22 protein-coding genes and 1 tRNA gene are annotated in these 25,814 nt (G+C 38.4%); 22 read left to right on the top strand and 1 reads right to left on the bottom strand.

The window, feature by feature from the left end; translation table 11 throughout:
* Positions 1 to 17 precede the first annotated feature (17 nt).
* Positions 18 to 2,609: a transglycosylase domain-containing protein gene (locus tag E7274_RS11210; RefSeq protein WP_044938625.1), complete on the bottom strand. Its 2,592-nt coding sequence runs from the start codon at positions 2,607 to 2,609 to the stop codon at positions 18 to 20.
* 55 nt (positions 2,610 to 2,664) lie between these two features.
* Between E7274_RS11210 and E7274_RS11205 the strand changes: the two genes are divergently transcribed.
* The 22 genes from E7274_RS11205 to E7274_RS11100 all read left to right on the top strand — a co-directional run bounded on the left by E7274_RS11205 (position 2,665) and on the right by E7274_RS11100 (position 25,767).
* Positions 2,665 to 3,318 carry a YigZ family protein gene (locus E7274_RS11205; protein ID WP_304175998.1) on the top strand — a complete coding sequence of 218 codons (654 nt, stop codon included), beginning with the start codon at positions 2,665 to 2,667 and terminating at the stop codon, positions 3,316 to 3,318.
* 101 nt (positions 3,319 to 3,419) lie between these two features.
* Positions 3,420 to 3,491: transfer RNA gene (locus E7274_RS11200), tRNA-Gln, on the top strand.
* A gap of 105 nt (positions 3,492 to 3,596) precedes the next feature.
* Positions 3,597 to 4,295 (top strand): acyl-[acyl-carrier-protein] thioesterase, encoded by a 699-nt coding sequence (locus E7274_RS11195; protein ID WP_304175996.1) that lies wholly within the window; start codon positions 3,597 to 3,599, stop codon positions 4,293 to 4,295.
* Positions 4,295 to 5,119, top strand: coding sequence for a CvfB family protein (locus E7274_RS11190; protein WP_304175994.1), 825 nt, complete (start codon positions 4,295 to 4,297; stop codon positions 5,117 to 5,119). The genes E7274_RS11195 and E7274_RS11190 overlap by 1 nt, the downstream gene beginning before the upstream one ends.
* Positions 5,120 to 5,132: 13 nt before the next feature.
* Positions 5,133 to 5,507: a RidA family protein gene (locus tag E7274_RS11185; RefSeq protein ID WP_033153141.1), complete on the top strand. Its 375-nt coding sequence runs from the start codon at positions 5,133 to 5,135 to the stop codon at positions 5,505 to 5,507.
* Positions 5,508 to 5,522: 15 nt separating this feature from the next.
* Positions 5,523 to 6,437: a thioredoxin-disulfide reductase gene (trxB, locus tag E7274_RS11180; RefSeq protein ID WP_304175993.1), complete on the top strand. Its 915-nt coding sequence runs from the start codon at positions 5,523 to 5,525 to the stop codon at positions 6,435 to 6,437.
* A 143-nt stretch (positions 6,438 to 6,580) separates the two neighbouring features.
* Positions 6,581 to 7,804 carry a C40 family peptidase gene (locus tag E7274_RS11175; RefSeq protein ID WP_304175990.1) on the top strand — a complete coding sequence of 408 codons (1,224 nt, stop codon included), beginning with the start codon at positions 6,581 to 6,583 and terminating at the stop codon, positions 7,802 to 7,804.
* Positions 7,805 to 8,479: 675 nt separating this feature from the next.
* Positions 8,480 to 9,568 carry a PucR family transcriptional regulator gene (locus E7274_RS11170; protein ID WP_304175988.1) on the top strand — a complete coding sequence of 363 codons (1,089 nt, stop codon included), beginning with the start codon at positions 8,480 to 8,482 and terminating at the stop codon, positions 9,566 to 9,568.
* Positions 9,569 to 9,602: 34 nt separating this feature from the next.
* Positions 9,603 to 10,283, top strand: coding sequence for a cell division ATP-binding protein FtsE (gene ftsE / locus E7274_RS11165; protein WP_304175986.1), 681 nt, complete (start codon positions 9,603 to 9,605; stop codon positions 10,281 to 10,283).
* A complete protein-coding gene (gene ftsX, locus E7274_RS11160) occupies positions 10,273 to 11,181 on the top strand; it encodes a permease-like cell division protein FtsX (protein ID WP_304175984.1) in 909 nt (302 codons plus the stop codon). Before ftsE ends, ftsX begins: the two co-directional genes overlap by 11 nt.
* A 77-nt stretch (positions 11,182 to 11,258) precedes the next feature.
* Positions 11,259 to 12,527 carry a S41 family peptidase gene (locus E7274_RS11155; RefSeq protein ID WP_304175982.1) on the top strand — a complete coding sequence of 423 codons (1,269 nt, stop codon included), beginning with the start codon at positions 11,259 to 11,261 and terminating at the stop codon, positions 12,525 to 12,527.
* A gap of 38 nt (positions 12,528 to 12,565) precedes the next feature.
* Positions 12,566 to 13,703, top strand: a protein-coding gene (gene prfB / locus E7274_RS11150) for a peptide chain release factor 2 (protein ID WP_304175980.1) whose coding sequence is annotated in 2 segments (ribosomal slippage) — positions 12,566 to 12,640 and positions 12,642 to 13,703 — 1,137 coding nt in all. Because the reading frame shifts where the segments join, the coding sequence is not laid out codon by codon here.
* A gap of 83 nt (positions 13,704 to 13,786) precedes the next feature.
* A complete protein-coding gene (locus tag E7274_RS11145) occupies positions 13,787 to 14,230 on the top strand; it encodes an ACT domain-containing protein (RefSeq protein WP_033153163.1) in 444 nt (147 codons plus the stop codon).
* Positions 14,231 to 14,234: 4 nt separating this feature from the next.
* The gene (locus tag E7274_RS11140) at positions 14,235 to 15,431 is read left to right on the top strand and encodes a homoserine dehydrogenase (protein WP_304175978.1); all 1,197 of its coding nucleotides are present in this window, start codon (positions 14,235 to 14,237) and stop codon (positions 15,429 to 15,431) included.
* A 34-nt stretch (positions 15,432 to 15,465) separates the two neighbouring features.
* Complete coding sequence (gene thrH, locus E7274_RS11135) at positions 15,466 to 16,068, top strand: bifunctional phosphoserine phosphatase/homoserine phosphotransferase ThrH (protein ID WP_304175976.1); 603 nt, start codon at positions 15,466 to 15,468, stop codon at positions 16,066 to 16,068.
* Positions 16,069 to 16,175: 107 nt separating this feature from the next.
* Entirely contained in the window at positions 16,176 to 18,191 is a 2,016-nt protein-coding gene (locus tag E7274_RS11130; RefSeq protein ID WP_304175974.1) for an alpha-glucosidase, read from the top strand.
* Positions 18,192 to 18,210: 19 nt separating this feature from the next.
* A complete protein-coding gene (locus tag E7274_RS11125; RefSeq protein ID WP_304175973.1) occupies positions 18,211 to 19,680 on the top strand; it encodes an MFS transporter in 1,470 nt (489 codons plus the stop codon).
* 18 nt (positions 19,681 to 19,698) lie between these two features.
* Positions 19,699 to 21,102, top strand: coding sequence for an SLC13 family permease (locus E7274_RS11120; protein WP_304175971.1), 1,404 nt, complete (start codon positions 19,699 to 19,701; stop codon positions 21,100 to 21,102).
* A 235-nt stretch (positions 21,103 to 21,337) separates the two neighbouring features.
* A complete protein-coding gene (locus tag E7274_RS11115) occupies positions 21,338 to 22,024 on the top strand; it encodes a transaldolase family protein (RefSeq protein ID WP_304175970.1) in 687 nt (228 codons plus the stop codon).
* Positions 22,025 to 22,218: 194 nt separating this feature from the next.
* On the top strand, positions 22,219 to 23,076 hold the full coding sequence (locus E7274_RS11110) for an NAD(P)-dependent oxidoreductase (RefSeq protein WP_304175968.1): 858 nt from the start codon (positions 22,219 to 22,221) through the stop codon (positions 23,074 to 23,076).
* A 16-nt stretch (positions 23,077 to 23,092) separates the two neighbouring features.
* Entirely contained in the window at positions 23,093 to 23,761 is a 669-nt protein-coding gene (locus tag E7274_RS11105; protein ID WP_304175966.1) for a DUF4867 family protein, read from the top strand.
* Complete coding sequence (locus E7274_RS11100; protein ID WP_304175964.1) at positions 23,761 to 25,767, top strand: alpha-glucosidase; 2,007 nt, start codon at positions 23,761 to 23,763, stop codon at positions 25,765 to 25,767. Before E7274_RS11105 ends, E7274_RS11100 begins: the two co-directional genes overlap by 1 nt.
* Positions 25,768 to 25,814 lie beyond the last annotated feature (47 nt).

Below are 25,814 nucleotides of genomic sequence, written 5' to 3'. Positions count from 1 at the left end.
GCCTTTTGAGTTGTGTTTTATTCGCCACCAATTATTTGAATAGTTCCTTCACTGCCTCCTGAAGAATCACTTGTCGTGGATGATGAACCACCAATTACACCAGTGTTTGGCATTTGGTAACCACCATGGTATGGGCAATATGTTCCGAATGTTGCAGCATCTACGCCGTATGCTTCGTCAGCAGTTCCGGCAGCTGCGCCTACAATAAATACTCCTGAGTAGGCAGGACATTCAGAATTTGCAAACATATGTGACTGTGTACAAACAGTACCGAGATAATGCTTATCACAGTATTCTGTAGGTTCGGTGCCTTCCTCAAAGTATTCTGTGTAAACCATAGAACCTCGAGGGTCGCAGTCGCAAACACCGCCAATGGCAAGCTTGCCTGATTTTTTACATACTTGAGCAGTAACAATTCCATCTGGCATTGTAAAGTCTTTAGCAGATAGATTCTCGTGAATTCGGCTCATTACAGCCTTCCAAATAACCTTTGAGTATGTTGTGTAGCTTTGAGGCGTATTATCGTCAAATCCGCCCCAAATAACGCCTGTATAGTATGGAGTGAAGCCTGCAAAGACTGTATCACGATTCTTTGTTGTAGTACCGGATTTGCCGGCTACAGCAATACCATTTACATCAAAGTTGGCAGCTGTACCTGTGCCGGAAGTCATAACGTCTTCCATGGCGCTTGTAAGTAACCAAGCAGTTGTTTCTTTTAATACTCTAGTTGAAGTGTTATCTCTATTATCAAGAATTATATTTCCCTGATGATCAACTACAGTAGTGTAGAAGATTGGTGAATTGTATTCACCGCCATTTGCGATTGTAGCATATGCTGATGTTAGGTCTACGTTAGTAACACCATTTGTGATACCACCAAGAGCGAGAGCCTGGTTGTTATCACCATCAGTCAATGTTGTAATTCCTAAATCTTTTGCATATTGGAAGCCAAGGCTTGTTCCGATATCGCCCATTACTTCAACAGTAACAACGTTGATAGAGTTTGTAATGGCAGTTCTGATATTGGTCCAGCCAAGGTATGTGTTGTTGTAGTTTTTAAGTGATGTACCATCTGCATATGTAGTTGGCATATCATTTTCAACAGAAGCAAGTGTCATTCCGCCGGCATCAAGTGCAGCAGCATAACAAGCAATAACCTTGAATGTTGAACCTGGCTGACGAGTAATACCTGTAGCTCTGTTAAGAGTCTTGGCTGCTGTCTTATCGCCACGTCCACCAACCATTGCAACAACCTGACCAGTGTATTGGTCCATAATTGTCATTGCGGCCTGAGGCTGAAGTGTGTATGTTACAGATTCTCCAGCGATTTCATCGCCATCTTCCATAATTGCTGCCTTGTATTCTTCGATTGCAGCAGCTGCTTCCTCTTCTGAGTCAAACTCAAGAGTGTAGCTAGAGTTACTTGACTGGTAATAAGAAAGCATTGTGGTATCAGAATAATTAGCTGTTGAGCCATCTGATTTTGTAATGGTCAATCTGTATGAGAATGAATATTTTTCAATTCCCTTATAGTTGTCAGTATTGTTTATTTCTTCCTCTACGATATTTTGAATTGAAGTATCTTGTGTAGAGTAAATTGAAAGACCACCTGAATATAATAGTGAATAAGCTTCAGTTTCTGTGTAACCAAGTCTTGTTTGTAAATCTTCAATAACTTCATCTGTCAACGCATCAACAAAATAAGAAGTTGATGATGTAGAAATCTCGGTGTTGAGTACCTGAATCCTATCGTAAACATCATCTGCGAGAGCTGTTTCGTATTCGCTCTCTGTGATGTAACCCTGATCCAACATATTTTTAAGCACCTTTTTACGGCGTGTTGCGTTTTCCTCTGGATGAGAAATAGGATTGTATTTTGTTGGATTCTGTGTGATTCCAGCGATAACTGCGCATTCTGAAAGGGTCAAATCCGAAACAGATTTATTAAAGTATCTCTCAGCTGCTGCTTCAACTCCAAGTGTGTTCTGACCTAAGTTGATACTGTTAAGGTAGTTCTCTAAAATAACATCTTTACTAACTATTTTTTCAAGCTGAACGGCTAAGTATTGCTCCTGTATTTTTCGATTAATACTATCAAGCTTAGTTCGCTCTGATGTCCATGTGGTGAAGTAGTTATTTTTAAGTAACTGCTGGGTGATTGTACTGGCACCCTGAGAAAAATGGAAACCGTCCAGGATACCTTGCATTGCTGCTCTTATAATACCCTGTGGATCAATACCATTATGCTCATAGAATCGAGCATCCTCGATTGCAACGAAAGCATGTTGTAAATCGATAGGAATATTATCTAAAGTAACATAGGTTCTATTGGCACCTGTTGATGCTAAGGTTTCGATTTCATTTCCGTCTGAATCATAAACTGTACTCATGTAGCCAGTTGGTGAGATATCGATTGTGGATACATCTGGAAGCTGGTCAATGAGATTCTTTGCATAGAGGTAAGCAAAAATACCACCAGCTACGACTACAGAGACGATGCATATCAGCGAAATACGAATAATGGCCAATCCGGCACTGTGACGTTTTCGCTTCTTACGTCCTGAAAGCTGAGCGGATTGCTTAGCTGCATTTTCTTTTCCGTAATTCATAATAACCTCCAATTTAGACTTCATTATACCAAAATTATCATTTATAATAAACCACATGGATAATAAGACTTTTAGAATTGTATATGAAGGTGGAACAGGGGAGATAGAAGAAAAGAAATCGAGATTTATTGCTCATATTTGCCCCGTTACAACTGAAAAAGAGGCTGTAGATTTTATTTCTGAAAAAAAGAAAGAATTTTGGGATGCAAGACACAATTGCTCAGCCTTTGTTATTGGAAACAACAACGAAGTCACTAGGTGCAACGATGATGGTGAACCTGCACAGACTGCAGGTCGTCCTATGCTGGATGTTCTTCTTAGAGAAAACATTCATAACTGTGCAGTAGTGGTGACTCGTTATTTTGGTGGAGTTCTTTTGGGGACAGGTGGCCTTGTGCGAGCATACCAGGCGGCTGTCCAGGAGGGACTGAAGAATTGCAAGATTCTAGAACCTAAAGACGGATATCCATGTGAAATAAAAACAGACTACAATGGCTATGGAAAAATAGAATATGTTCTTAGAGAAAATAATCTTCCAATTTTAAATACAGATTTTGGAGCGGAAGTAATAATTTCTTCTGTAGTTGAATGTAATTTTAAAGAAAATCTAGAAAAAATTATCGCAGATAAAACTGCGGGAAATGCCGAAATTACGTGGGATTCTCAGATTAAATTCGATATTTTAGATGGCCAGATTTTAAAATTTTAAAAAAAGTTGAAAAAAGTGCTTGCTATTTTAAAATCTATGCTCTATAATAGCATTCGTTGACGCGGTAAAGCAGTTGAAACAAAGCGCTCAGCGAATAATATTGGCCCATCGCCAAATGGTAAGGCAACGGACTCTGACTCCGTCATTTCAAGGTTCGAATCCTTGTGGGCCAGCTAAGACCTAAGCATTAGCTTAGGTCTTTTTTTTACCTGAAATTTATGGAACAAATCAAACTGTTAATATATAATATTTGCTAACGGTGGTTTTGGAGGTAAGTGATGTATTCGTATCAGGACAGAATTAAATACAGTGAAGTTGATGCTAATCTTGATCTCACATATTTTGGCTTAGTTAATTACATGCAAAACTGTAGCTGTTTTCATTCTGATGATGTTGGCGTTGGCGTATATTACTTAGCGCCCAAAAGACTAGGCTGGTTTGTGACAAGCTATGAAATACATATTAAAAGATTGCCAAGGTATTCAGAAAAAGTTAAGGTATGCACATGGCCATATCAGGTTAGAGGCATGATGGCGCATCGTCTTTACTCAATCGAAACCGAGGATGGAGAGGTTTTGGTTTATGCAGATTCCCTCTGGGTACTTATGGATTTGGATAAGCTTAAACCATCCAGATTTACAGAGGAAATTGCAAAAGCTTATCCGGAGGATGCAAGTCTTCCACAGTTCAATTTAGATCGCAACAAGCTAAGGCTTAGCACAGCCTTAGAAAAGGTAGGAGAGTTTACAGTTACAGACAGATATTTAGATACAAACAATCACATGAATAACTCTCACTACATAGATGTCACTCGTTATTATTTACCAGAGCAGTCATTCAACACAATCAATATCAACTATAAAAAAGCAGCATTGTTAGATGACAAGCTAGATGTGTACATAGGGAAAATAGAACAGGGATATCAGGTAGTCCTCAAAAAAGAAGATGAAGTTTATACAATAGTGGAGTACAAATAATGAAATTAGGCGAAATACAAGTTTTAAAAATAGAGAAGAAGGTTGAGTTTGGTGTTTATCTTTCAGATGGAACAGAAAGAGTTCTTTTGCCAAAGAAGCAGGTTCCAGAGAATGCCAAAATCGGAGATGAGCTAAAGGTATTTGTTTACAAGGATTCAAAGGATAGATTAATCTGTACAACAAATACTCCAAAGCTTACCTTTGGACAGATGGGTGTTCTTTCAGTTAGCCAGGTCAATAAAGTAGGTGCATTCCTTGACTGGGGATTAGAAAAAGATTTATTCCTTCCTTTCAAGGAAATGACAAAGCAGCCATCTGAAGGTGATGAGATTTTAGTTAGAGTGTACATTGATAAAAGTCAGCGCCTCTGTGCCAGCATGAAGGGCTTATACGAGATGCTTTCTACAAAGCCACCATATCAGGTTGGTGACGAAGTAGAGGCTAGAATATACGAATTTGGACATGACTTTGGCACTTTTGTTGCTATCGAGGACAAATACTCTGCAATGATTCCAAAGCATGAGGATACAAGCAAGTACCGAGTTGGCGATGTTCTTATGGTTCGCATCACAGGCATCAAAGAAGACGGTAAATGCGATGTTACAATCAGAGATAAAGCATACATCCAAATGGAAGATGATGCAGAAGCGTTACTTGATTTAATAGATAGCTATGCTGGTGTATTGCCATTTTCAGAAAAGGCATCACCAGAAGTTATAAAAAGGGAAACAGGTCTTTCAAAAGCAGCTTTTAAACGTGCTATTGGAAGACTCTACAAGGAAAGAAAGATTTCCTTAGTAGATGGAAAGATACGCAAACTATAAGGAGGACATACTTATGAAAAATGTAATCTCAACAACAGCTGCGCCAGCGGCAATTGGCCCATATTCACAGGCCATCGAGGTAAATGGAATGGTTTATACATCAGGTATCATTCCAGTTGATCCAGAAACAGGTGTTATTCCTGAAGGTGCTGCAGCACAGGCTGACAGAGTATTCAAGAGCATGAGCGCATTGTTAGAGGCAGCCGGTACATCCATGGGAAATGTTGTTAAAACTACAGTCTTTATTAAAAACATGGATGATTTCGCAGCAATTAATGAAGTATATGCAAAGTACTTCCCAGAGCCATTTCCAGCTCGTTCATGTATTGAAGTTGCTCGTATTCCAAAGGATGTTCTCTTGGAAGCAGAGGCAATTGCAATCAAATAAATTCGGAGAAGTGTTATGGTTTATGATGTTATTGTTATAGGAGCGGGTCCTGCGGGCCTTGCTGCTGGAATATATGGTAAGAGAGCTGGCTATAATATTCTTGTATTAGACACAAGTTCTATCAGCGGTGGTCAGATACTCAACACATACGAGGTAGATAATTATCCTGGTATTCCAGGAGTATCAGGAACTGAGCTTGCAGAGGCAATGAAAAAGCATTGTGAAAAGCTTGGAGTTGAGTTTGCGCGAGGTCGCGTTTCTTCTATTGTAGATAATGGCGAAACAAAAGAGCTTGTTACTAAAAAAGAAACTTTCCAGACAAAGACAGTTATTATTGCTACCGGAGCAACAAACAGAAAGCTTGGATGTCCTGGTGAGGATGAGTTTTCAGGCATGGGCGTTTCATACTGCGCTACATGTGATGGTGCATTCTTCAAAGATAAGGTAGTGGCTGTAGTTGGCGGTGGAGATGTAGCCCTCGAGGATGCAGCTTATTTAGCTAGAACCTGCAAAAAAGTTTATCTTATTCATAGAAGAGATGAGTTTAGAGGAGCTGTAGTTTTACAAAACCAAATCAAGTCTCTTGATAATGTAGAGTTGGTATTGGATTCCACAGTTGAATCTATAATTGGAAATGATTCAGTTGAAAAACTTCTTATAAAGAATAAGAAAACAAATGAAGAAAGAGAATTAGAAGTAGATGGTGTATTTATTGCGGTAGGTACAGTGCCAAACACCAAAACTATTTCGGGTCTTCCTTCATTAGATGAAAGAGGCTATATTGTTGCAGACGAAACATGCGAGACTAATATTCCAGGAGTATTTGCAGCAGGAGATGTTAGAACAAAGCAATTACGTCAGGTAATTACTGCAACCGCTGATGGGGCGAATGCAATAACATCTATAACCAATTATTTAAATTTAAAATAGTTTACTAAAATGTTACAAACTCAACATATTTTCGGATTATAAGAAAATGCAGGGCTAAATCGGACTTGACACATTCACTGTTAGATTATATAATGACAACAGTTGTAATAAGTTTGTAACAAATTCGGAGGTTTTTTTACAGAATGAATTCAAAAATGACAAAAGCTGTTAGTTATACACTTGCTGCTTGTGTTGTTGTTTCAAGCCTTTCATTTAGCGCTAGTGCTGCTACAGCTACATCAGGTGTCAGCGCATTATCTAGTGCAACAGGCGTTTTAGAAACAACAGACTACACTGCTTTCGCAGGTGCACAGCTTTCAGTTAATGATATGATTGCAAATGCAAATATACTTGCTGCAGAATCACAGTTAGCAGACAACGAAGCTAGTACAGTTGCTGCATCTGAGGAAAATCCATATGCAGATATTGCAATTGCTCAGGTAGATAATTACGTATATATTCGTGAGTCGGCATCAGCTGATAGCGATTATGTCGGAAAGTTATATAACAACTCAGCTGCTACAGTTTCTGAAACTGTTGAGGCAGAGGATGGTACATGGTTACTTATCACATCTGGTGATGTTACAGGTTATGTAAAGAGCGAATACGTAGTTCAGGGTGATCAGGAGCTTGCAAAGGAAGTTTCAAGACGTTTAGCTACAGTTAAGACAACTACTCTTTATGTTCGTGAGGAAGCTACTACAGAATCCGACATCATCGATTTGATTCCTGTAGGTGATGACCTTACAGTTATTGATGAGTCAATGGCTGATACAGGTTGGGTAAAGGTTACATGTAACGCTGGTGAAGGTTATGTCAGCACAGATTACGTTGATCTTTCAACAGACTTTACAGTAGCAGAGTCTAAGAACGCTGAAATCGCAAGATTAGCAAAGGAAGAGGAAGAAAAGAAAGCGGCTCAGGAAGCAGCTAAGAAAGCTACTCAGGCAGCAGCTGCAGTTGAGAAAGCAAACTCTTCATCATCTTCTTCATCATCAAGCAAGTCATACTCAGCTCCTTCTGGTTCTGATGGAAGCTCAGTAGTTGCTTATGGTGCACAGTTCGTTGGTAATCCATATGTTTACGGTGGATCATCTCTTACAAACGGAACAGACTGTTCAGGATTTGTTATGAGTGTTTACTCAGCATTTGGTGTAAGCTTACCTCATTCATCAAGTGCACTTCGTAGCGTTGGTTATGGAGTATCTTATGATGAGATGCAGCCAGGTGATATCGTTTGCTACTCAGGTCATGTTGGTATTTATGCTGGTAATGGTCAGTTGCTTCATGCATCTACATACAGAACTGGTATTACATACTCAAATGTAAATTACAAGCAGATTCTTGCAATCAGAAGAATCTTCTAATTTAAAAAAGTACGAGGCACCGCATTTAGGCGGTGCCTTTTTTGTGGTAAAACTTTCTCTTCTTGTGCTAAATTGAGAAATGTTATATTGCGAATCCGTGAGGATAGAATAATAAAAATAATAATATTTATAATAATTTGAAGACAATTGTCAGAAAACTTATTTTGCAAACCATGAAGCGTTTAGTGAAAATTTGCACAAAAACAGAAATTGTTAAACTAGAATATAATTTCAGACAATGTGGAAATGAAATATTTTTTCAACAAAAAATCACAAAATCATCACGTAAATTCGGACTTGTAAACCATTTATCCACTTTATCCACAGAAAATGTGAACGAATCTTAAAAGTTATCCACAATTTACGAGAACGCTTGTTTTGGCCTAAATCAACAAAACTTGTAAAATTGCTTAATATGCTTGACTTTAGAAGAGAAGAAAAAATATCTGAATACACTGTCTATTATCTGACAATAATGCAATTTGATTCTCTGTTCACAAAAGCTCCACACAATCGTAATTTTATGGCTAGTTGTGAATTTGCATAAATAAATATAAGTTTGCTATTTCATTTTTTGGTTATTTATATTAGAATGAGCATAGGTTATGTGAATTTGTATGCAAAAAAAGGTTTTGACATTGTTAATATTGCATAGTTAATCAGGAGGTACGACCTATGATTTCTAATCAAATCATGCAAAATACAATAGAAGGATTACATCAGCTTACAAAAGTAGATTTAGCAGTTACTGATTCAGAAGGTGTTGTATGTGCATCTACTTTTAATGATACAGCCCAGTTTGCAGATGCTATATCTGTATTTGCTGCATCTGAGGCAGATAGTCAGGTTGCTTTAGGATATCACTTCTTCAAGGTATTTGATGATCAGCAGTTGGAATTTGTTATTTTAGCCAAAGGGGATGATGAAGAGGCATCGACTGTTGGAAAGATTGCTGCTTTCCATGTACAGGAATTAATGATTGCTTATAAGGAGCGTTTTGACAAGGATAACTTTATCAAGAATTTGCTTCTCGACAACTTGCTTCTTGTTGATATCTACAATCGCTCTAAGAAGCTTCATGTGGATATTAATGCACGAAGAGTTGTTATGATTGTTGAAGTGGGTCCTGATAAAGACGGCGACGAGCTTGATAGAGTGCGTTCAGTATTTGGTGGCAAGACAAAGGACTTTGTAACAGCCGTTGATGAGCATAATATTATTGTAGTTAAGGAACTTGGAGAGAACGATACATTCGAGGATGTAGATAAGATTGCTGCAGTTATAATCGATGCATTCCACGATAAAGATAACAAAAACATTCGAGTTTCTTATGGTACTGTTGTTGGCGAAATCAAGGAAGTCTCTCGTTCTTACAAAGAAGCATCTATGGCTATGGATGTTGGTAAAATCTTCTTTAATGAGAAGAAAATCATTGCCTACTCAGCCCTTGGAATAGGACGTCTTATTTATCAGTTACCTATTCCACTTTGCAAGATGTTTATATCAGAAATCTTCGACAACAAATCTCCTGATGATTTTGACGAAGAGACTCTTACAACTATTGATAAATTCTTTGAGAATAGCTTAAATGTATCTGAGACATCTAGACAGTTATACATTCACAGAAATACTCTTGTATATCGTCTTGATAAGCTTGAAAAGAGCACAGGATTGGATTTAAGAGTTTTTGAAGATGCAATCACTTTCAAAATTGCTTTGATGGTTGTAAAATACATGAAGTATATGGAAGATGAAAAATTCTAAGTACACTTAGTTTTATAGAAATGAGGTATTGATATTGATACGATTAGATCATGTTAGTAAATCGTATGAAGTTGGTAAACCAGCTTTGGAAGATGTTACAATACACATTGATCCAGGCGAGTTTGTATTCGTAGTGGGTGATAGTGGTTCAGGTAAATCCACCCTGATTCGATTGTTATTAAAGGAATTAGAGCCTACAAAAGGAAAAATCTATATTAATGGTCAGGACCTTAAAAAGGTTACACATAAAAAGATTCCAATGTATCGTAGAAATGTTGGAGTTGTATTCCAAAACTTCAGACTTTTGCCTGATAGAAATGTCTACGAAAATGTTGCCTTTGCAATGAAAGTTGTAGAGTCATCAAACAGAGAAATAAAAAAGAAAGTGCCAACTATGCTTTCGTTAGTTGGACTTGCAGCTAAATATAAATCTCGTCCAAGTCAGCTTTCTGGTGGAGAGCAGCAGCGTGTAGCTATTGCTAGAGCTCTTGTAAACGAGCCAAAGATTATCCTTGCAGATGAGCCTACAGGAAATCTTGATAGCGATAATACATGGGAAATCATGCGTCTTTTGGAAGAAATCAATCAAAGGGGAACAACTGTAGTAGTAGTTACCCACAATATGGAAATAGTTAGAGCAATGAATAAACGAGTTATCACCATCAAAAAAGGCGTGGTAGTTAGCGATGTTGGAGGTGATGACTATGAAGATTAGTACACATATTTACAACATCGGCCAAGGTTTGAAAAACGTTTGGCGAAATAAAATGTTTTCTCTGGCGTCAATTGCAACAATGACAGCCTGTATTTTTTTGTTTGGTATATTTTATTCATTAGGAACAAACTTCCAGGCGATGGTTAAATCCGCAGAGGAAGGTGTAGCGGTTACAGTTTTCTTTGATGAGGGAATCTCACAGACACGCATAGACGAAATAGGAGAAGAGATTTCAAAACGCCCAGAAGTATCAAGCTATGATTTCATATCAGCTGATCAGGCCTGGGAAGAATACAAAGAAGAATACTTCGGAGGTAACGAAGATTTGGCTGCAGGATTTGCAGACGACAATCCTCTTGCAAATTCAGCAAACTACGAAATCTATCTTAGTGATGTTTCGATGCAGTCTACCTTGGTTTCATTCCTTGAAGGACTTGATGGAGTGCGTCAGGTAAACAAATCTGAAGTAGCTGCTAAAACACTTACAGATATTAATAAAGCTATTACAATCGTTTCAATGGCTATCGTAATTATTCTTCTTGCAGTATCAGTATTCTTGATTAGTAATACTGTAATGGTTGGTATTTCTGTTCGAAGAGAAGAAATTGCTATCATGAAATTAATTGGTGCAAAGGATGCATTCGTTAGACAGCCATTCGTTGTTGAAGGTGTGTTTATCGGATTAATTGGTTCAGCTATACCACTTATCCTTTTGTATTTCATCTACGGCAAGGTAATTGAGTATGCTGCATCAGAGTTTAGTTTCCTTAGTAGCATGGTATCCTTCATACCAATCGAGACTATATTCAATACACTAGTTCCAATTTCATTAGTACTTGGTATTGGTATCGGCTGGTTTGGTTCACGAGTAACCTTGCATAAGCATCTTAGAGTCTAGTATAATATTTGAAGTTACGGGGAGTGCCTTGGCAGTAGCTAAGGCACTCTTATCAATATAAAGGAAAGGCATTTGATATGAATACAGAATTCGAATCTAACTATTCACCTGAGCTCCAGGAAAAGCCAAAGAATAGTAAATGGCCCGTTGTAATAGGTACAACAGTCGGAGTACTTGTTGGATTTTTACTTGCTACATTAGTGGCTGTTATTGTTTTATTTGGTCGTAAGACATCTGTGTCAGATAGCTCGCAGGGAGTGATTGACACACTGACAGACGATTCAGCAACATCAGAAAGCAAACTACAGACAATCCTTTACATCATTAAGAATTACTACTATCAGGATGTAGATGATCAGACATTAATCGATGGTGTTTATGCTGGTATCGTAGAAAGTCTTGATGATCCATATTCTGCATACTATACAGCAGAAGAATACGAGGATTTAATGGATACACTTACAGGTAATTATGCCGGTATTGGTGCACTCCTTCAGAAAAACGCTGAAACAGGCGAAGTAGCAATCACAAAGGTATATGAAGATACACCTGCAGAGCAAGCTGGTCTACAGGAAGGCGATATCATAGTTTCAGCTGATGGAAACATTGCAACCGAAGAAGATTTGGACGTTTTTGTACAACATATCCGCGGTGAAGAGGGAACAGATGTTGAATTAGTCATTAATCGTGAAGGTGAAGAAATGACTGTCACATGCACACGTGCATCAATTTCAACACCTACTGTAGAGCATCAGATGCTTGATAATAATGTTGGTTATATTCAGGTTTCTCAGTTTACTGATGGAACATATGATGATTTTGTAGCAGCTTACGAAGACCTTGAAGCTCAGGGAATGACATCGGTTATTTTTGATATGAGAAATAACGGTGGTGGATTACTTGATTCAGTTGTTGATATTCTTGATTATCTTCTTCCAGAGGGAACAGTTGTATATACAATGGATAAGGCCGGAAATAGAGAAGATTACACATCAGATGCTGCTAATTATAAATCTATTCCAATGACAGTATTAGTTAATGGAAATACAGCATCAGCAGCTGAAATATTTACTGGCGCAATTCGTGATTTTGAGTACGGTACAATTATCGGAACACAGACATTTGGTAAAGGTATTGTTCAATCAACAATTCCTCTTACAGATGGATCTGCAGTAAAGCTTACAACTCAAACATACTACACACCTAGTGGAGAGTGCATCCACGGAACCGGCATTACACCAGACGAGGTTCTTGAGTACGAGTTTATGGGTGGTGAAGACGACCAATATAGTGTAGACTTAGATAACCAAATACAAAAAGCGTTAGAGGTTTTAGCTTCTAATTAATATTGATAATATTGCCATTATTGAAAAGAGGTGATTTCGTGATAGAACTTGATCAGTTCAAACAGCGTCTTGTGGCGCAGAAAAATTCTATGACGGAAGTGAGGGATTCACTTTGACGTCGCAGCAAAAAAGGCTCGTATAGAGGAGCTTGAGCGCGAAATGGAAGCACCAGATTTTTGGACAGATGCAGCAGCATCTACGACCAAGATGAAGGAGCTGAAATCCATGAAAGATGATGTTTCAATCATCGATAAACTAGAGGACTTATATAAAGAAATAGAAGACTATATAGAGCTTGGAAACGAGGAAGAGGACCAAGAAATCGTTGATACAGTAGCTGTGCTTATAGAGGAATTTGAGGATTCGTTAGAGAAGCTTCGAATGAAGACTCTTTTATCTGGAGAGTACGATGCTTATAGCGCCATAGTTACACTTCATTCAGGCGCCGGCGGAGTTGAGGCTTGTGATTGGGTGCAGATGCTTTACCGTATGTATACCCGATGGGCTTCCGATGCTGGTTTCGAAGTAGATGAATTGGATTACCTTGAGGGTGATGAAGCGGGGATTAAATCCGTAACTTTCCAGGTGAATGGAGAAAATGCATATGGATATCTTAAATCAGAAAAAGGTATTCATAGACTTGTTCGTATTTCACCATTTAATGCTCAGGGAAAGCGACAGACTTCATTTGCATCCTGTGATGTTATGCCAGACATCGAGGAAGATGTTGATGTAGAGATTAAGGATGATGATATTCGAGTTGATACTTATCGTTCTTCAGGCGCCGGCGGACAGCACATCAACAAAACTAGTTCAGCTATTCGTATTACACATTTCCCTACAGGAATTGTTGTAACATGTCAGAATGAACGAAGCCAACACCAAAACCGAGACAAAGCTATGCAGATGTTAAAAACAAAACTTCTATTGTTAAAGCAAGAGGAGAATGCTGCAAAGGCCAGCGGAATTCGTGGTGAAGTTTCGGAAATAGGCTGGGGAAATCAAATTCGTTCTTATGTATTACAGCCTTACACAATGGTGAAGGATTTACGTACCGGCGAAGAGTCAGGAAACACTGATGCAGTGCTGGATGGTAAAATTACACCATTTATGAATGCTTATTTAAAATGGCTTTCACTTGGATGTCCAGATCGTGGAGCCACAGATATGAATTAACACTTGAAATAGGTAGCTTTTAATGTTATTATCTTCTGAACGAGTACAAATGTTTTTGTACGAAAGACACTTATGGAGGAGATATGGCAGAGAAAACTACCTATTTTGTTTTAAAAGAAAAAGCTGTACCGGAGGTATTGCTAAAGGTTGTGGCTGCTAAAAAGCTTCTAGCCACAGGAAAATGCGATTCTGTTCAAGATGCGACGGAGTCTGTAGGAATTAGTAGAAGTTCCTTCTATAAGTATAAGGATGACATATTTCCTTTTCATGAGGACACCAAGGGAAAGACTGTAAATATGGTTATCCAGCTAGAGGATGAGCCAGGTATTTTGTCTAGTGTATTGGATGAGATGGCTCATTTCCATGTAAATATTCTTACGATTCATCAGAGTATCCCTGTCGGGGGATTTGCAACTCTTACCATTTCGGTAGACGTTCTTGAAGATTCAGGGGATTTTTCAGATCTAGTTAGCGCAATTGAAAATGTTAACGGTGTCCATTACGTAAAAATATTAGCAAGGGAGTGACAACATGAAAGTAGCAATTATGGGATACGGAACTATTGGTTCTGGTGTAGCAAAAGTTCTTGATACTAACAGTGAAATCATCAAAGAGAGACTTGGTGAGCCACTAGAGCTTAAGTATATTCTTGACCTCAGAGATTTCCCTGGTGATCCACATGAGGATTGCTTTGTTAAGGATTACAAAGAAATAGCTAAAGACAAAGAAGTAAAAGTTGTTGTTGAAACTATGGGCGGTGTTGAGCCTGCATTTACTTTTGTTAAAGCTATGCTTGAAGCTGGCAAATCTGTTACTACATCAAATAAGGCACTTGTAGCGGACAAAGGTGCAGAGTTGATGAAAATAGCTAAAGTAAATGATGTTAACTTTGTATTTGAAGCTGCAGTAGGTGGCGGTATTCCAATTATTCGTACACTTACAGCTTGTCTTACTGGTGATGTTATCGAGGACATTTCAGCTATTTGTAACGGTACTACAAACTACATGCTTACAAATATGGAGCAGTTTGGCAGTGACTACGATGAAATTTTAGCTGAAGCTCAGTCACTCGGTTACGCAGAGAAGGATCCAACAGCTGATGTTGAGGGACATGACAGCTGTAGAAAAATTGCTATTCTTACTTCCCTTGTTTCAGGTAAAAATGTAGATTTTAACGAGATTCCTACAGAAGGAATTAGTAAAATTACTGCAACAGATTTTAAATATGCAAAATCTATGGGATACAGCATAAAGTTGGTTGCTCGTAGCTCAAAGGTTGGGGATACTTATACATGTCGCGTAGCTCCATTTTTAGTAAAGCCTAGTCAGATGATTTACCATGTGGCAGGTGTTATGAATGCAGTATCGGTACGTGGAAATATGCTTGGCGAATCTATGTACTACGGCGCAGGTGCTGGTGCTCTACCAACAGCTTCCGCAGTAGTTGGTGATATGGTTTTCCTTGCAAGAAATGTAGACAAACATGTTAGAATCGGTTGGTCAGCTGAAAAGCTTGAACTTGCAGATGCTAATGAACAGAGATTTAGATATTTCGTTAGAACTTCAGCTCTTCAATCAAATATTGAAAATGAATTTGAAAATGTAGAGTATGCAAATTTAGATTTGGATGATGAGACTGGATTTATTACAGCTGAGATGACAGAGCATGAGTTCAATGAAAGAAAAACTGCTCTAGGCGGTATAATATCCGCAATTAGATTCTATTAATTATTGCTGCTTGGGACACGATTGGGAGGATATTATGTTTGTTACATGTTTGGATTTAGAGGGTGTTTTAGTACCAGAGATTTGGATTGCATTTGCAAAAGCCACAGGAATTCCTGAGCTTGAAAAGACTACAAGAGATGAACCTGATTATGATAAGCTTATGAATTATCGAATAGGCATTTTAAAAGAACACGGTCTTGGATTAAAAGAGATTCAGGAAACTATTGCAGGTATTGACCCACTTCCTGGAGCAAAGGAGTTTTTAGATAAGCTTAGAGCGCAGGGGCAGGTAATTATTATCAGCGATACATTTTCACAGTTTGCAGGACCGCTTATGGAAAAGCTTGGCATGCCAACTATTTTCTGTAATGAATTAGTAGTTGCAGATGATGGAGAAATCACAGGATACAAGATGAGATGTGAGAAGAGCAAGCTTACCACAGTTCGTGCTTTACAATCTTGTGGATTTGAAACAATCGCAAGCGGTGATAGCTTCAATGATTTAGCTATGATTGAAGCATCTAAAGCTGGATTCCTTTTTAGAACAACAGATGCAATCAAAAGGGATTACCCACAGTATCCTGCATTTGAAGAATATGATGATTTATATGAAGCAATTGTAGAAGCCCAAAAATAGGGCTTCTATTTTTGTGTATTTTTTTAGCTATAAATAAGGGGAAAATGGTTGATTAAAAGGACTCATTAAACTAAAATAGGTTTAAATTAATTAAGAGAGTTAATTAAATGTGCAAAGGGGGAATTACTATAGTAGATTACAATAATTTTTCAGTGGAAGTTGGATTTGGCGAAAACAACTTCACTATGGATAGAGGCAGTTTTAAATACAAGCAGAAAATTTACTGGAAAGAAAAATGCAAGATAGTTTCGAAACAGAAAACTGAAAATGGCGTTGAAGTAATTCTTTCGGCATCCAGTAAGAATCAAACATTCAAAGTAGTTTTGTCAGAGGATGGCGATAAAAAGGAATTAAGCATGGTTCATCTAGAAGGTAATCATGAGGAAGTGAACAGGTTTTGGCTTACATTTCCTACCAACAGTAAGGAGCATATTTACGGCTGCGGAGAAACATATTCAGAGTTTGATTTAAAAGGACAAAATGTAAGGATTTGGGTTGCCGAGCATCAGAATGCAAATCGTATTTCAAAAAAGATCATCAAAGAAAAGATAAGAGGGAAACGTCCTAATAAAAAACTTAAATTTGATAAATACGAATCGTATTATGTTCAGCCTACATTTATTTCATCTGATAAGTATTACATTCATGTTGATATGAACGCATATGGGGAATTTGATTTTACAAAGCCTGATTCTATTACTCTTTACACCCAGGAACTTCCTCATATATATAGTGAAAAAGCAGATAGTTTTGTGGAGTTATCAGAGAAGCTTACATCTCTTCTTGGAAGACAGCATAAACTACCTGACTGGGTTTATGACGGTGGCATAATCGCTATGCAAGACTGGGTGAAGGATGGAGACAAAGTTGTAGAAGGTCATGATGGCTGTGGCAATATTGATCGTAAGCTTAAGGAATTAGATGAGGCTGGCGCAAAGGTTGTAGGTGTTTGGTGCCAAGACTGGTGTGGATGTAGATGTACTGGATTTGGTTATCAGGTAATGTGGAACTGGAGATATAGTGAGGGGCAATATCCAAATCTTCCAGAGAAAATAAAAGAGTGGAAATCCAAAGGCGTCCGTTTCCTGGGATACATTAATCCTTTCATCGCTCTTGAAAAAGACATATATCAGGAAGCCAAAGAAAAGGGGTACTGCGTTAAAAATAAAGATGGGGAAGATTATTTAGTTACTATTACCACTTTTCCGGCAGCGATGGTTGATTTTACAAATCCAGCGGCCTATGAATGGTACAAAAACTTAATAAAGGAAAACATGATTGGTATAGGCATGGGCGGATGGATGGCAGATTTTGGAGAATATCTGCCTGAGGATGCAGTGCTTTTTAATGGAGATGCAAAGGTCTTACATAATAGATGGCCTGCAATTTGGGCTGGGCTCAATCGAGAAGCTATAGAGGAATGCAATGCTGCAGACGAGGTTTTCTTCTTCACTAGAGCAGGCTACACAGATACTATTAAGAATTCGGCAATGATGTGGACGGGAGACCAGCACGTTGACTGGTCAATTGATGATGGAATGCCGTCTGTGATTCCTGCTACGCTTTCACTAGCTATGTCTGGCTATGGAATCACACATTCTGATGTTGGCGGATATACAACAATCATGCATATGAGGCGCAGCAAGGAATTGCTTATGCGATGGGAGGAGATGAATGTATTCTCGCCATTGTATAGGTCTCATGAGGGAAATCAGCCTGGAAATAATGTTCAGTTTGATGATGATAAAGAGTTAATATCACATTTAGCAAAATGCACTAGGTGGCATGGCGCATTATCTGGCTATATTAAGGGGTTAGTGAGCCAGGAAATAAATAGTGGAACGCCGGTTATGAGACCGATTTTTTATCACTATGATGAGCCATGGGCATATAGCGAAACAACAGAATATCTTTTGGGAAGAGATATTCTTGTGGCACCTGTTCTTTCAGAGGGGGCGAAAGGCAGGAAGGTTAATTTACCAGACGATACATGGGTACATTTATTCACTGGGAAAGAATATAAAAAAGGTACTGTATATGTTGACTCAGAAATTGGTGAACCGCCTGTGTTCATAAGGAAGGAAGCAGAAGAGTTTAATTTTTTGAGGGAAATAATTAAATAAGGAATGGGAGGTTTTTACTATGGGGAAAAACAGGGAGAATAGTTTTCTGGCGAAATGCTCTTATGGATTTGCGGATATTTACGGCGGCGGAGCATTTGTAGTTATTAGCACATTCTTCACGGTCTTTTTGACAAAGGCTCTTGGCATGTCACCGGCACTTGCCGGAACAATTCCGTTGATTGGAAAAGTATGGGACGCTATCACTGATCCTATCATGGGAAATATTGTTGATAGAACCAGCTCTAGATTTGGAGCAAAAAGATTCTACATCCTTGTAGGAAGCATTATTTCTGCAATTACATTTTTATTATTGTGGACAAATGTTGGAGGTCAAAGCGCCGGTGGTCAGTACGCATTTTATGTATTGATGTATATGCTCTTCTCGACAGGCTTTACCATTGTTATGGTGCCATATAATGGTCTTTTGCCGGATATGGTTGATGACTATGTAAAACGTGGAAGCTTTTCTGGTATTAGAACAGTCTTTTCGAGTTTAGGAGCAATAATCGCTGGCTTGGTTCCAACAATAATCATTAAAGATAACACAAATGCATCTCAGTACTTTTTGGTTGCAGTTATTTTTTCAATCATATTCTTTGTGGTTATTTTACTTACATTTTTAGGAACTTGGGAAAGAGAAAAAGAACCTGTAAACGTGCCATTAAAGAAAAGCTTAGTTCAGTCATTTACAGTTTATAAGAGTTTTTCGTTTAAGCTTTTTATTTGCATATTCTTGGCAGGACAAGGAGCAGCGGATTTCGTCACAGGACTTGCTGTATATTACGTAGATGATGTTTTGAACGCATACTCGGGTGGACGATTCACAATCATGATGGGCGTGCTTTTGCTTGCACAGTTTTCTGGCACTATAATTTTTTCAATTGTAATGCCACGTACATCAAAGAAATTCCCAATTTTGGTAGGATTCCCAGTCAGAATATTGGCAACTATAGCTTTGTTGTTCTTCTCATATGAGGGTGCGCCATTTGCAATCATTCTAGTATTATCCTTCATCATAGGTCTTGGTATGGCTGCATCATCAGTTAGCATATATGCAATTCTATCTGATATGGCGGATGTAGATGAATTAATCACATCAATCAGCAGACCGGGGATTGTTTCTGGAATGGCAACATTCATCAGAAAAATAGCAACAGGCCTTAGCTCAACTATCATTGGTTTATTACTAATGATGATTGGGTACGACGAGACATTAGCGTCAGAAAAGCTTCGACAGGCAGCATCTACACAAGCAGGAATTACCCAGTTATATGTGTGGGCACCTATTATTCTTATGGTTCTTACAATTATTTTTGCAATCATTTTCCCAATGAATAAAAGGGAGTTTGACATTGTGAAAAAAGAAATCGCAAGAAGAAAAGGTGAAGATAGCAGCAAGGCTACAGATGAAGAAATAAAAGTCTGCGAGAAGGTAACAGGCTTTAAATATGATGAGCTTTGGAAGAAGGAAAATGCCGTTAGATTATAGGCAGATATGAGTGGGAAAATGGATAATAAAAAAAGACTAGTTCATTTATGTTTGGGACCAATTTTATTTATGCTGGTTTCAATATGTTTTGGTAAAACAGGATTGATAGATTACAATGCTGCAAAAGGAATAGGAACGGCATTGTGGATGATTTACTGGTGGGTAACTCGTCCGGTGGATATCACAGTTACTGCGTTGCTTCCTGGGGTAATAAATGCGATATTTAGTATTGTTCCAATGGAAGATGTAATAAGTCAATATGCTTCAAGTAGTATTATATTGATTTTTGGCTCATGCTTACTTACAGCACCTTGGGCTGAAATCGGGTTAGATAGGAGAATATCATTAAAGGCTCTTTCTCTTATAGGCCCATCCATGAAATCGCAGATTACAGTATGGCTACTTGCAGCAGTAGTGCTTTCTAATATGATGCCAAATGTTGTTGTAGTAGCTATATTTACTCCAATAGCAGTGTCAATGCTTGCAGCAGCTGGATATGAAGATATAAAGAAATGCGAGGCCGCTACGCCAATTCTTTGCGCAATTGCATGGGGCTCTCAAGTAGGTGGTGCAGGAACTCCTCTAGGCGGTGCAATGAATATCACTGCGATTTCATTCATTGAGGAGTATACTGGACAGGAGTTTATGTATATTGACTGGTTAAAAAACATGTTGCCATACACAATCATAGCTACAGTGGTTGTGCTTGTAACTATGTTGCTGCAACCTCTTAAGACAGATTCGCTTTCTGGAACAAAGGAGTACTTTGAGAAGTGCTATGCGCAGCTTGGTCCAATGAAAAAGGATGAAAAGATTAGCCTGGTACTATTTATAACCGCAATGCTAGGATCATTTATAAGACCATTATATGCAGATATTTTGCCGGGGCTCGTGCCAGCATACCTATTTTTAATACTTGGATTTTTAAACTTTGTAATAGTATCAGCGGAAAAGAAGGAGATGCTTCTTACTTGGGATAGAGCACAGCGAGAAGTTATGTGGGGTATGTTACTTTTGTTTGCAGGTGGTCTCGCACTTGGACAGATTCTTACTGGTTCAGGAGCCAATGACACAATTGCAAACATGATTTCAGCTGCACACATTACCGGAGGTCTAGGAACAGTAGTTATATTTGCGGTATTTGCATGTGTTGTATCAGAAATGACAAATAGCACTGTATCTGCGGCAGTAACTCTTCCAATAGTAATTGGAGTTACAAACAAACTTGGTCTTGATTCTTTGCCTTATGTATTTGCAACAGCTATGGCCATGAACTATGAGTCACTGTTGCCAGTATCGGTAAGAGCAATTTCTGTTTCATATGGATTAGATCCGGCGAAACTGATGAAAAACGGTATACTAGTAACCTTCCTTAGAATGCTTGTGGCAATAGGGGTTGGATATGTTTCTATTCTCATATAAGTTAATACTTGTTTTTTTAGAGGCTGTTTAAAACAGCCTCTTTTTTGTGTCTATTTGGAAACTGAGTATATTTTATAACCAAATTAAAATAGTATACAAAAATAGATTAAACAAATTAAACAAAACGACAAAAGTGTGTGTATATTGTGAAAATAAATTGACTATTGTACTGAATGCGTTATCATATTAATTAGTTAACACACTTAATTAATAGTAATTTATGGGAGGCATAAATATGAAATTTTTCTTAGACAGTGCGAAACTCGATGAAATCAAATATGCGTACAACACATTTGGAATTGATGGAGTAACAACAAATCCACGTCACATTATGTTAAGTGGTAAGCCATTTATGACAGCAATCACAGATATTGCGAACTGGATTAAAGAAGAGGGATTAGAAGGAGTTGATAAATTCCCAGTATCGGTCGAAATTAATCCACATCTGACAGATACAGAAGAGATGCTTAAGATGGCCCGCGAAGTAGCAAAGATTAGTCCAAACTTTGTAATCAAAATTCCAGCAATAGAAGCTGGTATTGCAGCAGCTCGCATTCTTGAAAAAGAGGGAATTCGCACAAATGTAACTCTTGTATTTTCACCAGCACAGGCAATACTTCCAGCAAAGAATGGTTCACTTTTTGTTTCACCATTCATCGGATGGAAGGAAGCAAACGGAGAAGATTGCAAGCAATATATCAAAGATATCGTAGATATTTACAAGAACTATGGTTACTACGGTAAAACAGAAATTATTTGTGCAGCTATTCGTACACCAAAGCAGATTGCAGATTGCGCAGTTGCAGGAGCTGACATCGTAACTACAGGCCTTGCAGTATATCAGGATTGCATGAAGCACGCATACACAACCCAGGGCCTTGGCACCTTCTGCGATGCTTGGGATTCTACAGCAGGTAACTAGATTTTACAAAATAACCGTTGAATACAAACAAGTCCTTCTAAAAAATGCTGGATGTGCCTGTAGTGGACAAGCTCTAATATTTCTGGAGTGAGGCGTGTTGCCGAACGAAGAAATAATTAGGCTTGTAAACGTAACAGGCACTGCACAGCGTAACAGCAGTCGTAGTCTAGGTGGAAGGACGGAATGGAGAGGATATGAAGATTGGTTTTATTGGACTCGGTATTATGGGCGAGTCAATGTGTGAGAATATTGTAAAGAAGCATGACGATGATGTTTATGCATTTGATTTTGTAAAAGAGAAAGTTGACTTGCTTGCTTCAAAGGGGGCAAAGCCATGCGAAAATTCCAATGAACTTGCAAAAGCATGCGACGTTATTATTTCTATGGTTCCAAAGAGTGAACACTCACGTGCGGTCTATGAAGGAATTTTAGAAAATCTTGATAGCAGCAAGTTCTGCATAGATATGAGTACAATTGATCCTAGCGTTTCAGTAGAGATTTCTGAAATGGTAAAAAAGACAGGAGCACACTTTATTGATGCTCCAGTTGTAAAGAGTAAGCCTGCAGCTATTGCAGGTACACTTGGAATCTATGTAGGTGGTAGTGAAGAAGACTATGAAAAAGCTCTTCCAATACTTAAATACATGGGTGAAAACGTTATTCGCATGGGTGATAACGGTAAAGGTCTTGTAATGAAGATTTGCCACAATGCACTTGTTTCACAGATTCAGAATGGAGTAAACGAGACCATTACTCTTGCAAAGGCAAACGGAATTTCAATTCCTACTTTTGCTCAGGCTATTTCATATGGCGGCGGTCAAAACTTCTACTTGGATGGACAGGCACCAAAGCTTGATGCTGAGGATTATACAACAGCATTCTCAATCGAAAATATGGCAAAGGACGTAAACATTTGCTGCAATCTTGCAAAAGAGTGCAAGGTGAATATGCCTGGTGAAGAGAATGCACGCCGTGTATATCAAACAGCTCTCGATAAGGGCATGGGTAAGGAAGACTTTCGTGCAACAATAAAGGTTGTAAGAGAACAGTAGATAAATTGGGGGAATTATGTTAGCACATCTAAATGAAGTGAATGATGTAAAAATCTTTTCTGTGTTTGATGATGAGTTCAGGACCTATGGAAATGTTGTAAAAGGTTATGATTTCTCTGAACTAACTGCGTATATGGAAAAGAATACAGATATTCCTGAAAATGGAAATATATATGTTGCATCAGTACCTGAAATGGAAAACATAAATATCGTAAATACGATACAAAATGAAATTTATGGGGGTATGCCAATTCAGGTGGGATATTGTAATGGAAGAAACAGCACATATAATGGCTTTGAATATCACAAGGGCAGCGAGATAAATGTGGCTGTTACAGATTTTATGTTAGTGCTTGGCCATACATGGCTTATTGCTGAAGATGGTACATACAAAGTAGAAGACGCAAGAGTCTTTTTTGTACCTAAAGGCACAGCAATAGAAATGTTCCAAACAACACTTCACCTTTCTCCTTGCAGGATTTCTGACGAAGGCTTTAGAGGAATTGTTATTCTTCCACGAGGTACCAATACACCTCTAGAGTCTATACCTGCAAATCGTGAAGGAGAAAACAAACTGCTACTTCAGAAGAATAAATGGGTAATCGCACATCCAGAGCGTGAGCCACTTATCAAGCAGGGTGCTTTCCCAGGACTTATTGGAGAGAACAAGGAGTTAAAATATTGATGAAGCTAAACATTACAAGTAACTCTTTTTCTCTTAAGAATGGAGAAAGAGAGATTCTTAGTTACAACGCAGATAAGCCACTAATCTACATAGGAAAAGGCCAAGAGGATGTGTTGATGTACAGAGGTAATTTTAAAATCAGTGATTATCTGATTGAAAGAAAACCTCTTGTTGCAACTTTAATTAAAGAGACAGCGGAAGGTCTAGAGGCAGAGTTTGGTAAATATTTAAAACTGAACATAGTACTAGAGGGGGATTTATGTACTCTTAGTTTTAATAAGTTAGACTCATCTGTTAACAGATTCTGGATTCGAATGTCATCATATAAGGAAGAACATGTTTATGGTTGTGGTGAACAGATGTCTTATTTCGATTTAAAGGGAAGACATTTTCCTCTTTGGACAAGCGAACCTGGCGTAGGAAGAGACAAGACCACTTACATCACTTGGAAGGGAGATGTAGATGGAATGAGCGGTGGAGATTATTACAACACTAACTTTCCACAGCCTACCTACGTATCTTCGGATAAGTTTTACGTTCATGTTCAAACTACCGCGTATGCGGATTTTGATTTTAGGAATGATGAGTTTAATGAGCTTCAAATCTGGGATGTTCCAGAATACATTCGTATAGAAGCTGCAGATTCGTTTGTAGATTTGCTTGAGAAAGAAACAGCATTCTTTGGTAGGCAACCTGAACTTCCTGATTGGGTATATAACGGTTTAATAATTGGCGCACAAGGCGGCAATGAAAGATCTTTTGGAATCCTAGATAAGTCTATTGAAAAGGGAATTAAAGTAGCTGGACTTTGGTGTCAAGACTGGTGTGGAAAAAGAGTGACAAGCTTTGGCAAAAGACTGCAGTGGGATTGGCACTATCACGAGGAAATGTATCCAAATCTTCCTGATAAAATAAAAGTCTTACATGAAAAAGGAATTAAGTATTTGGGATATATAAATCCTTATCTTGTAAAGGATGGCAAGCTTTTTGAAGAAGGACTGAAAAAAGACGTATTTGCAAAGAAGTCGGATGGCTCAGTTTATCTGGTAGATTTCGGTGAGTTTGATTGCGGAGTAATCGACTTGACTAAGCCAGAAGCTTATGAATGGTTTAAGGATGAGGTAATCAAGAAATACTCAATTGATATAGGAATTGATGGTTGGATGGCTGACTTTGGTGAGTATCTTCCAACAGACGATATCATCCTTTCAAGCGGCAAGCCAGCAATGATTGAACACAATCACTGGCCAGCACTTTGGGCTAAGTGTAATTACGACGCCGTATCAGAAAGTGGCAAGCTTGGGGAAGTAGTTTACTTTATGAGAGCAGGAGGAATTGGCTCACAGAAGTATTGCACACTCCTTTGGGCGGGAGACCAGTCAGTAGATTTCACAAGACATGATGGTCTTTGCACAGTAATCTGTGCAGCGCTCTCATCTGGAATGAGTGGTTGCGGACTTAACCATAGTGATATAGGTGGATATACATCCTTGTATGACAACCTAAGAACAAAGGAAGTGTTCCTAAGATGGGCAGAGATGGCAGCATTCACACCAGTCATGAGAACACACGAGGGCAATAGACCAGATACAAACTTCCAGTTTTATGATGATGAAGATTGCATGAATCAACTAGCTCGATTGACAGAAATTTACGTAGCAATTACACCACTTTTAAAGGAGCTGGTTAAGGAAAATTCAATCAAAGGGACACCAGTTCAAAGGCCTATTTTCATGCATTATAACACTGATCCAAGATGCTTCACAGAGCAATTTGAATATCTGTTAGGGGAAGATGTTTTAGTGGCTCCGGTTTATGAAGCAAATGTCAGCGACAGAAAGGTATTCCTTCCAGATGATGGATTTATTCATCTATGGACGGGAAAAGAATTTTCAAAAGGTGAAAGCTTAGTTGAGGCGAAACTTGGATACACGCCAGTATTCTATAAAAAGAATTCAAAATATGCTGAGCTTTTTGAGAGTATCAGATATAACTATGGGGTATAGTTGGAAAACGAATCTTGAGAAAGGGGAATAAGATTCGTTTTAAATAA

Source organism: Pseudobutyrivibrio ruminis (assembly GCF_015057245.1).
In the GTDB taxonomy this organism is placed as follows: domain Bacteria; phylum Bacillota; class Clostridia; order Lachnospirales; family Lachnospiraceae; genus Pseudobutyrivibrio; species Pseudobutyrivibrio ruminis_E.
The sequence above is the reverse complement of the archived record's forward strand: the minus strand, read 5'-3'. Positions and strand labels throughout refer to the sequence as shown.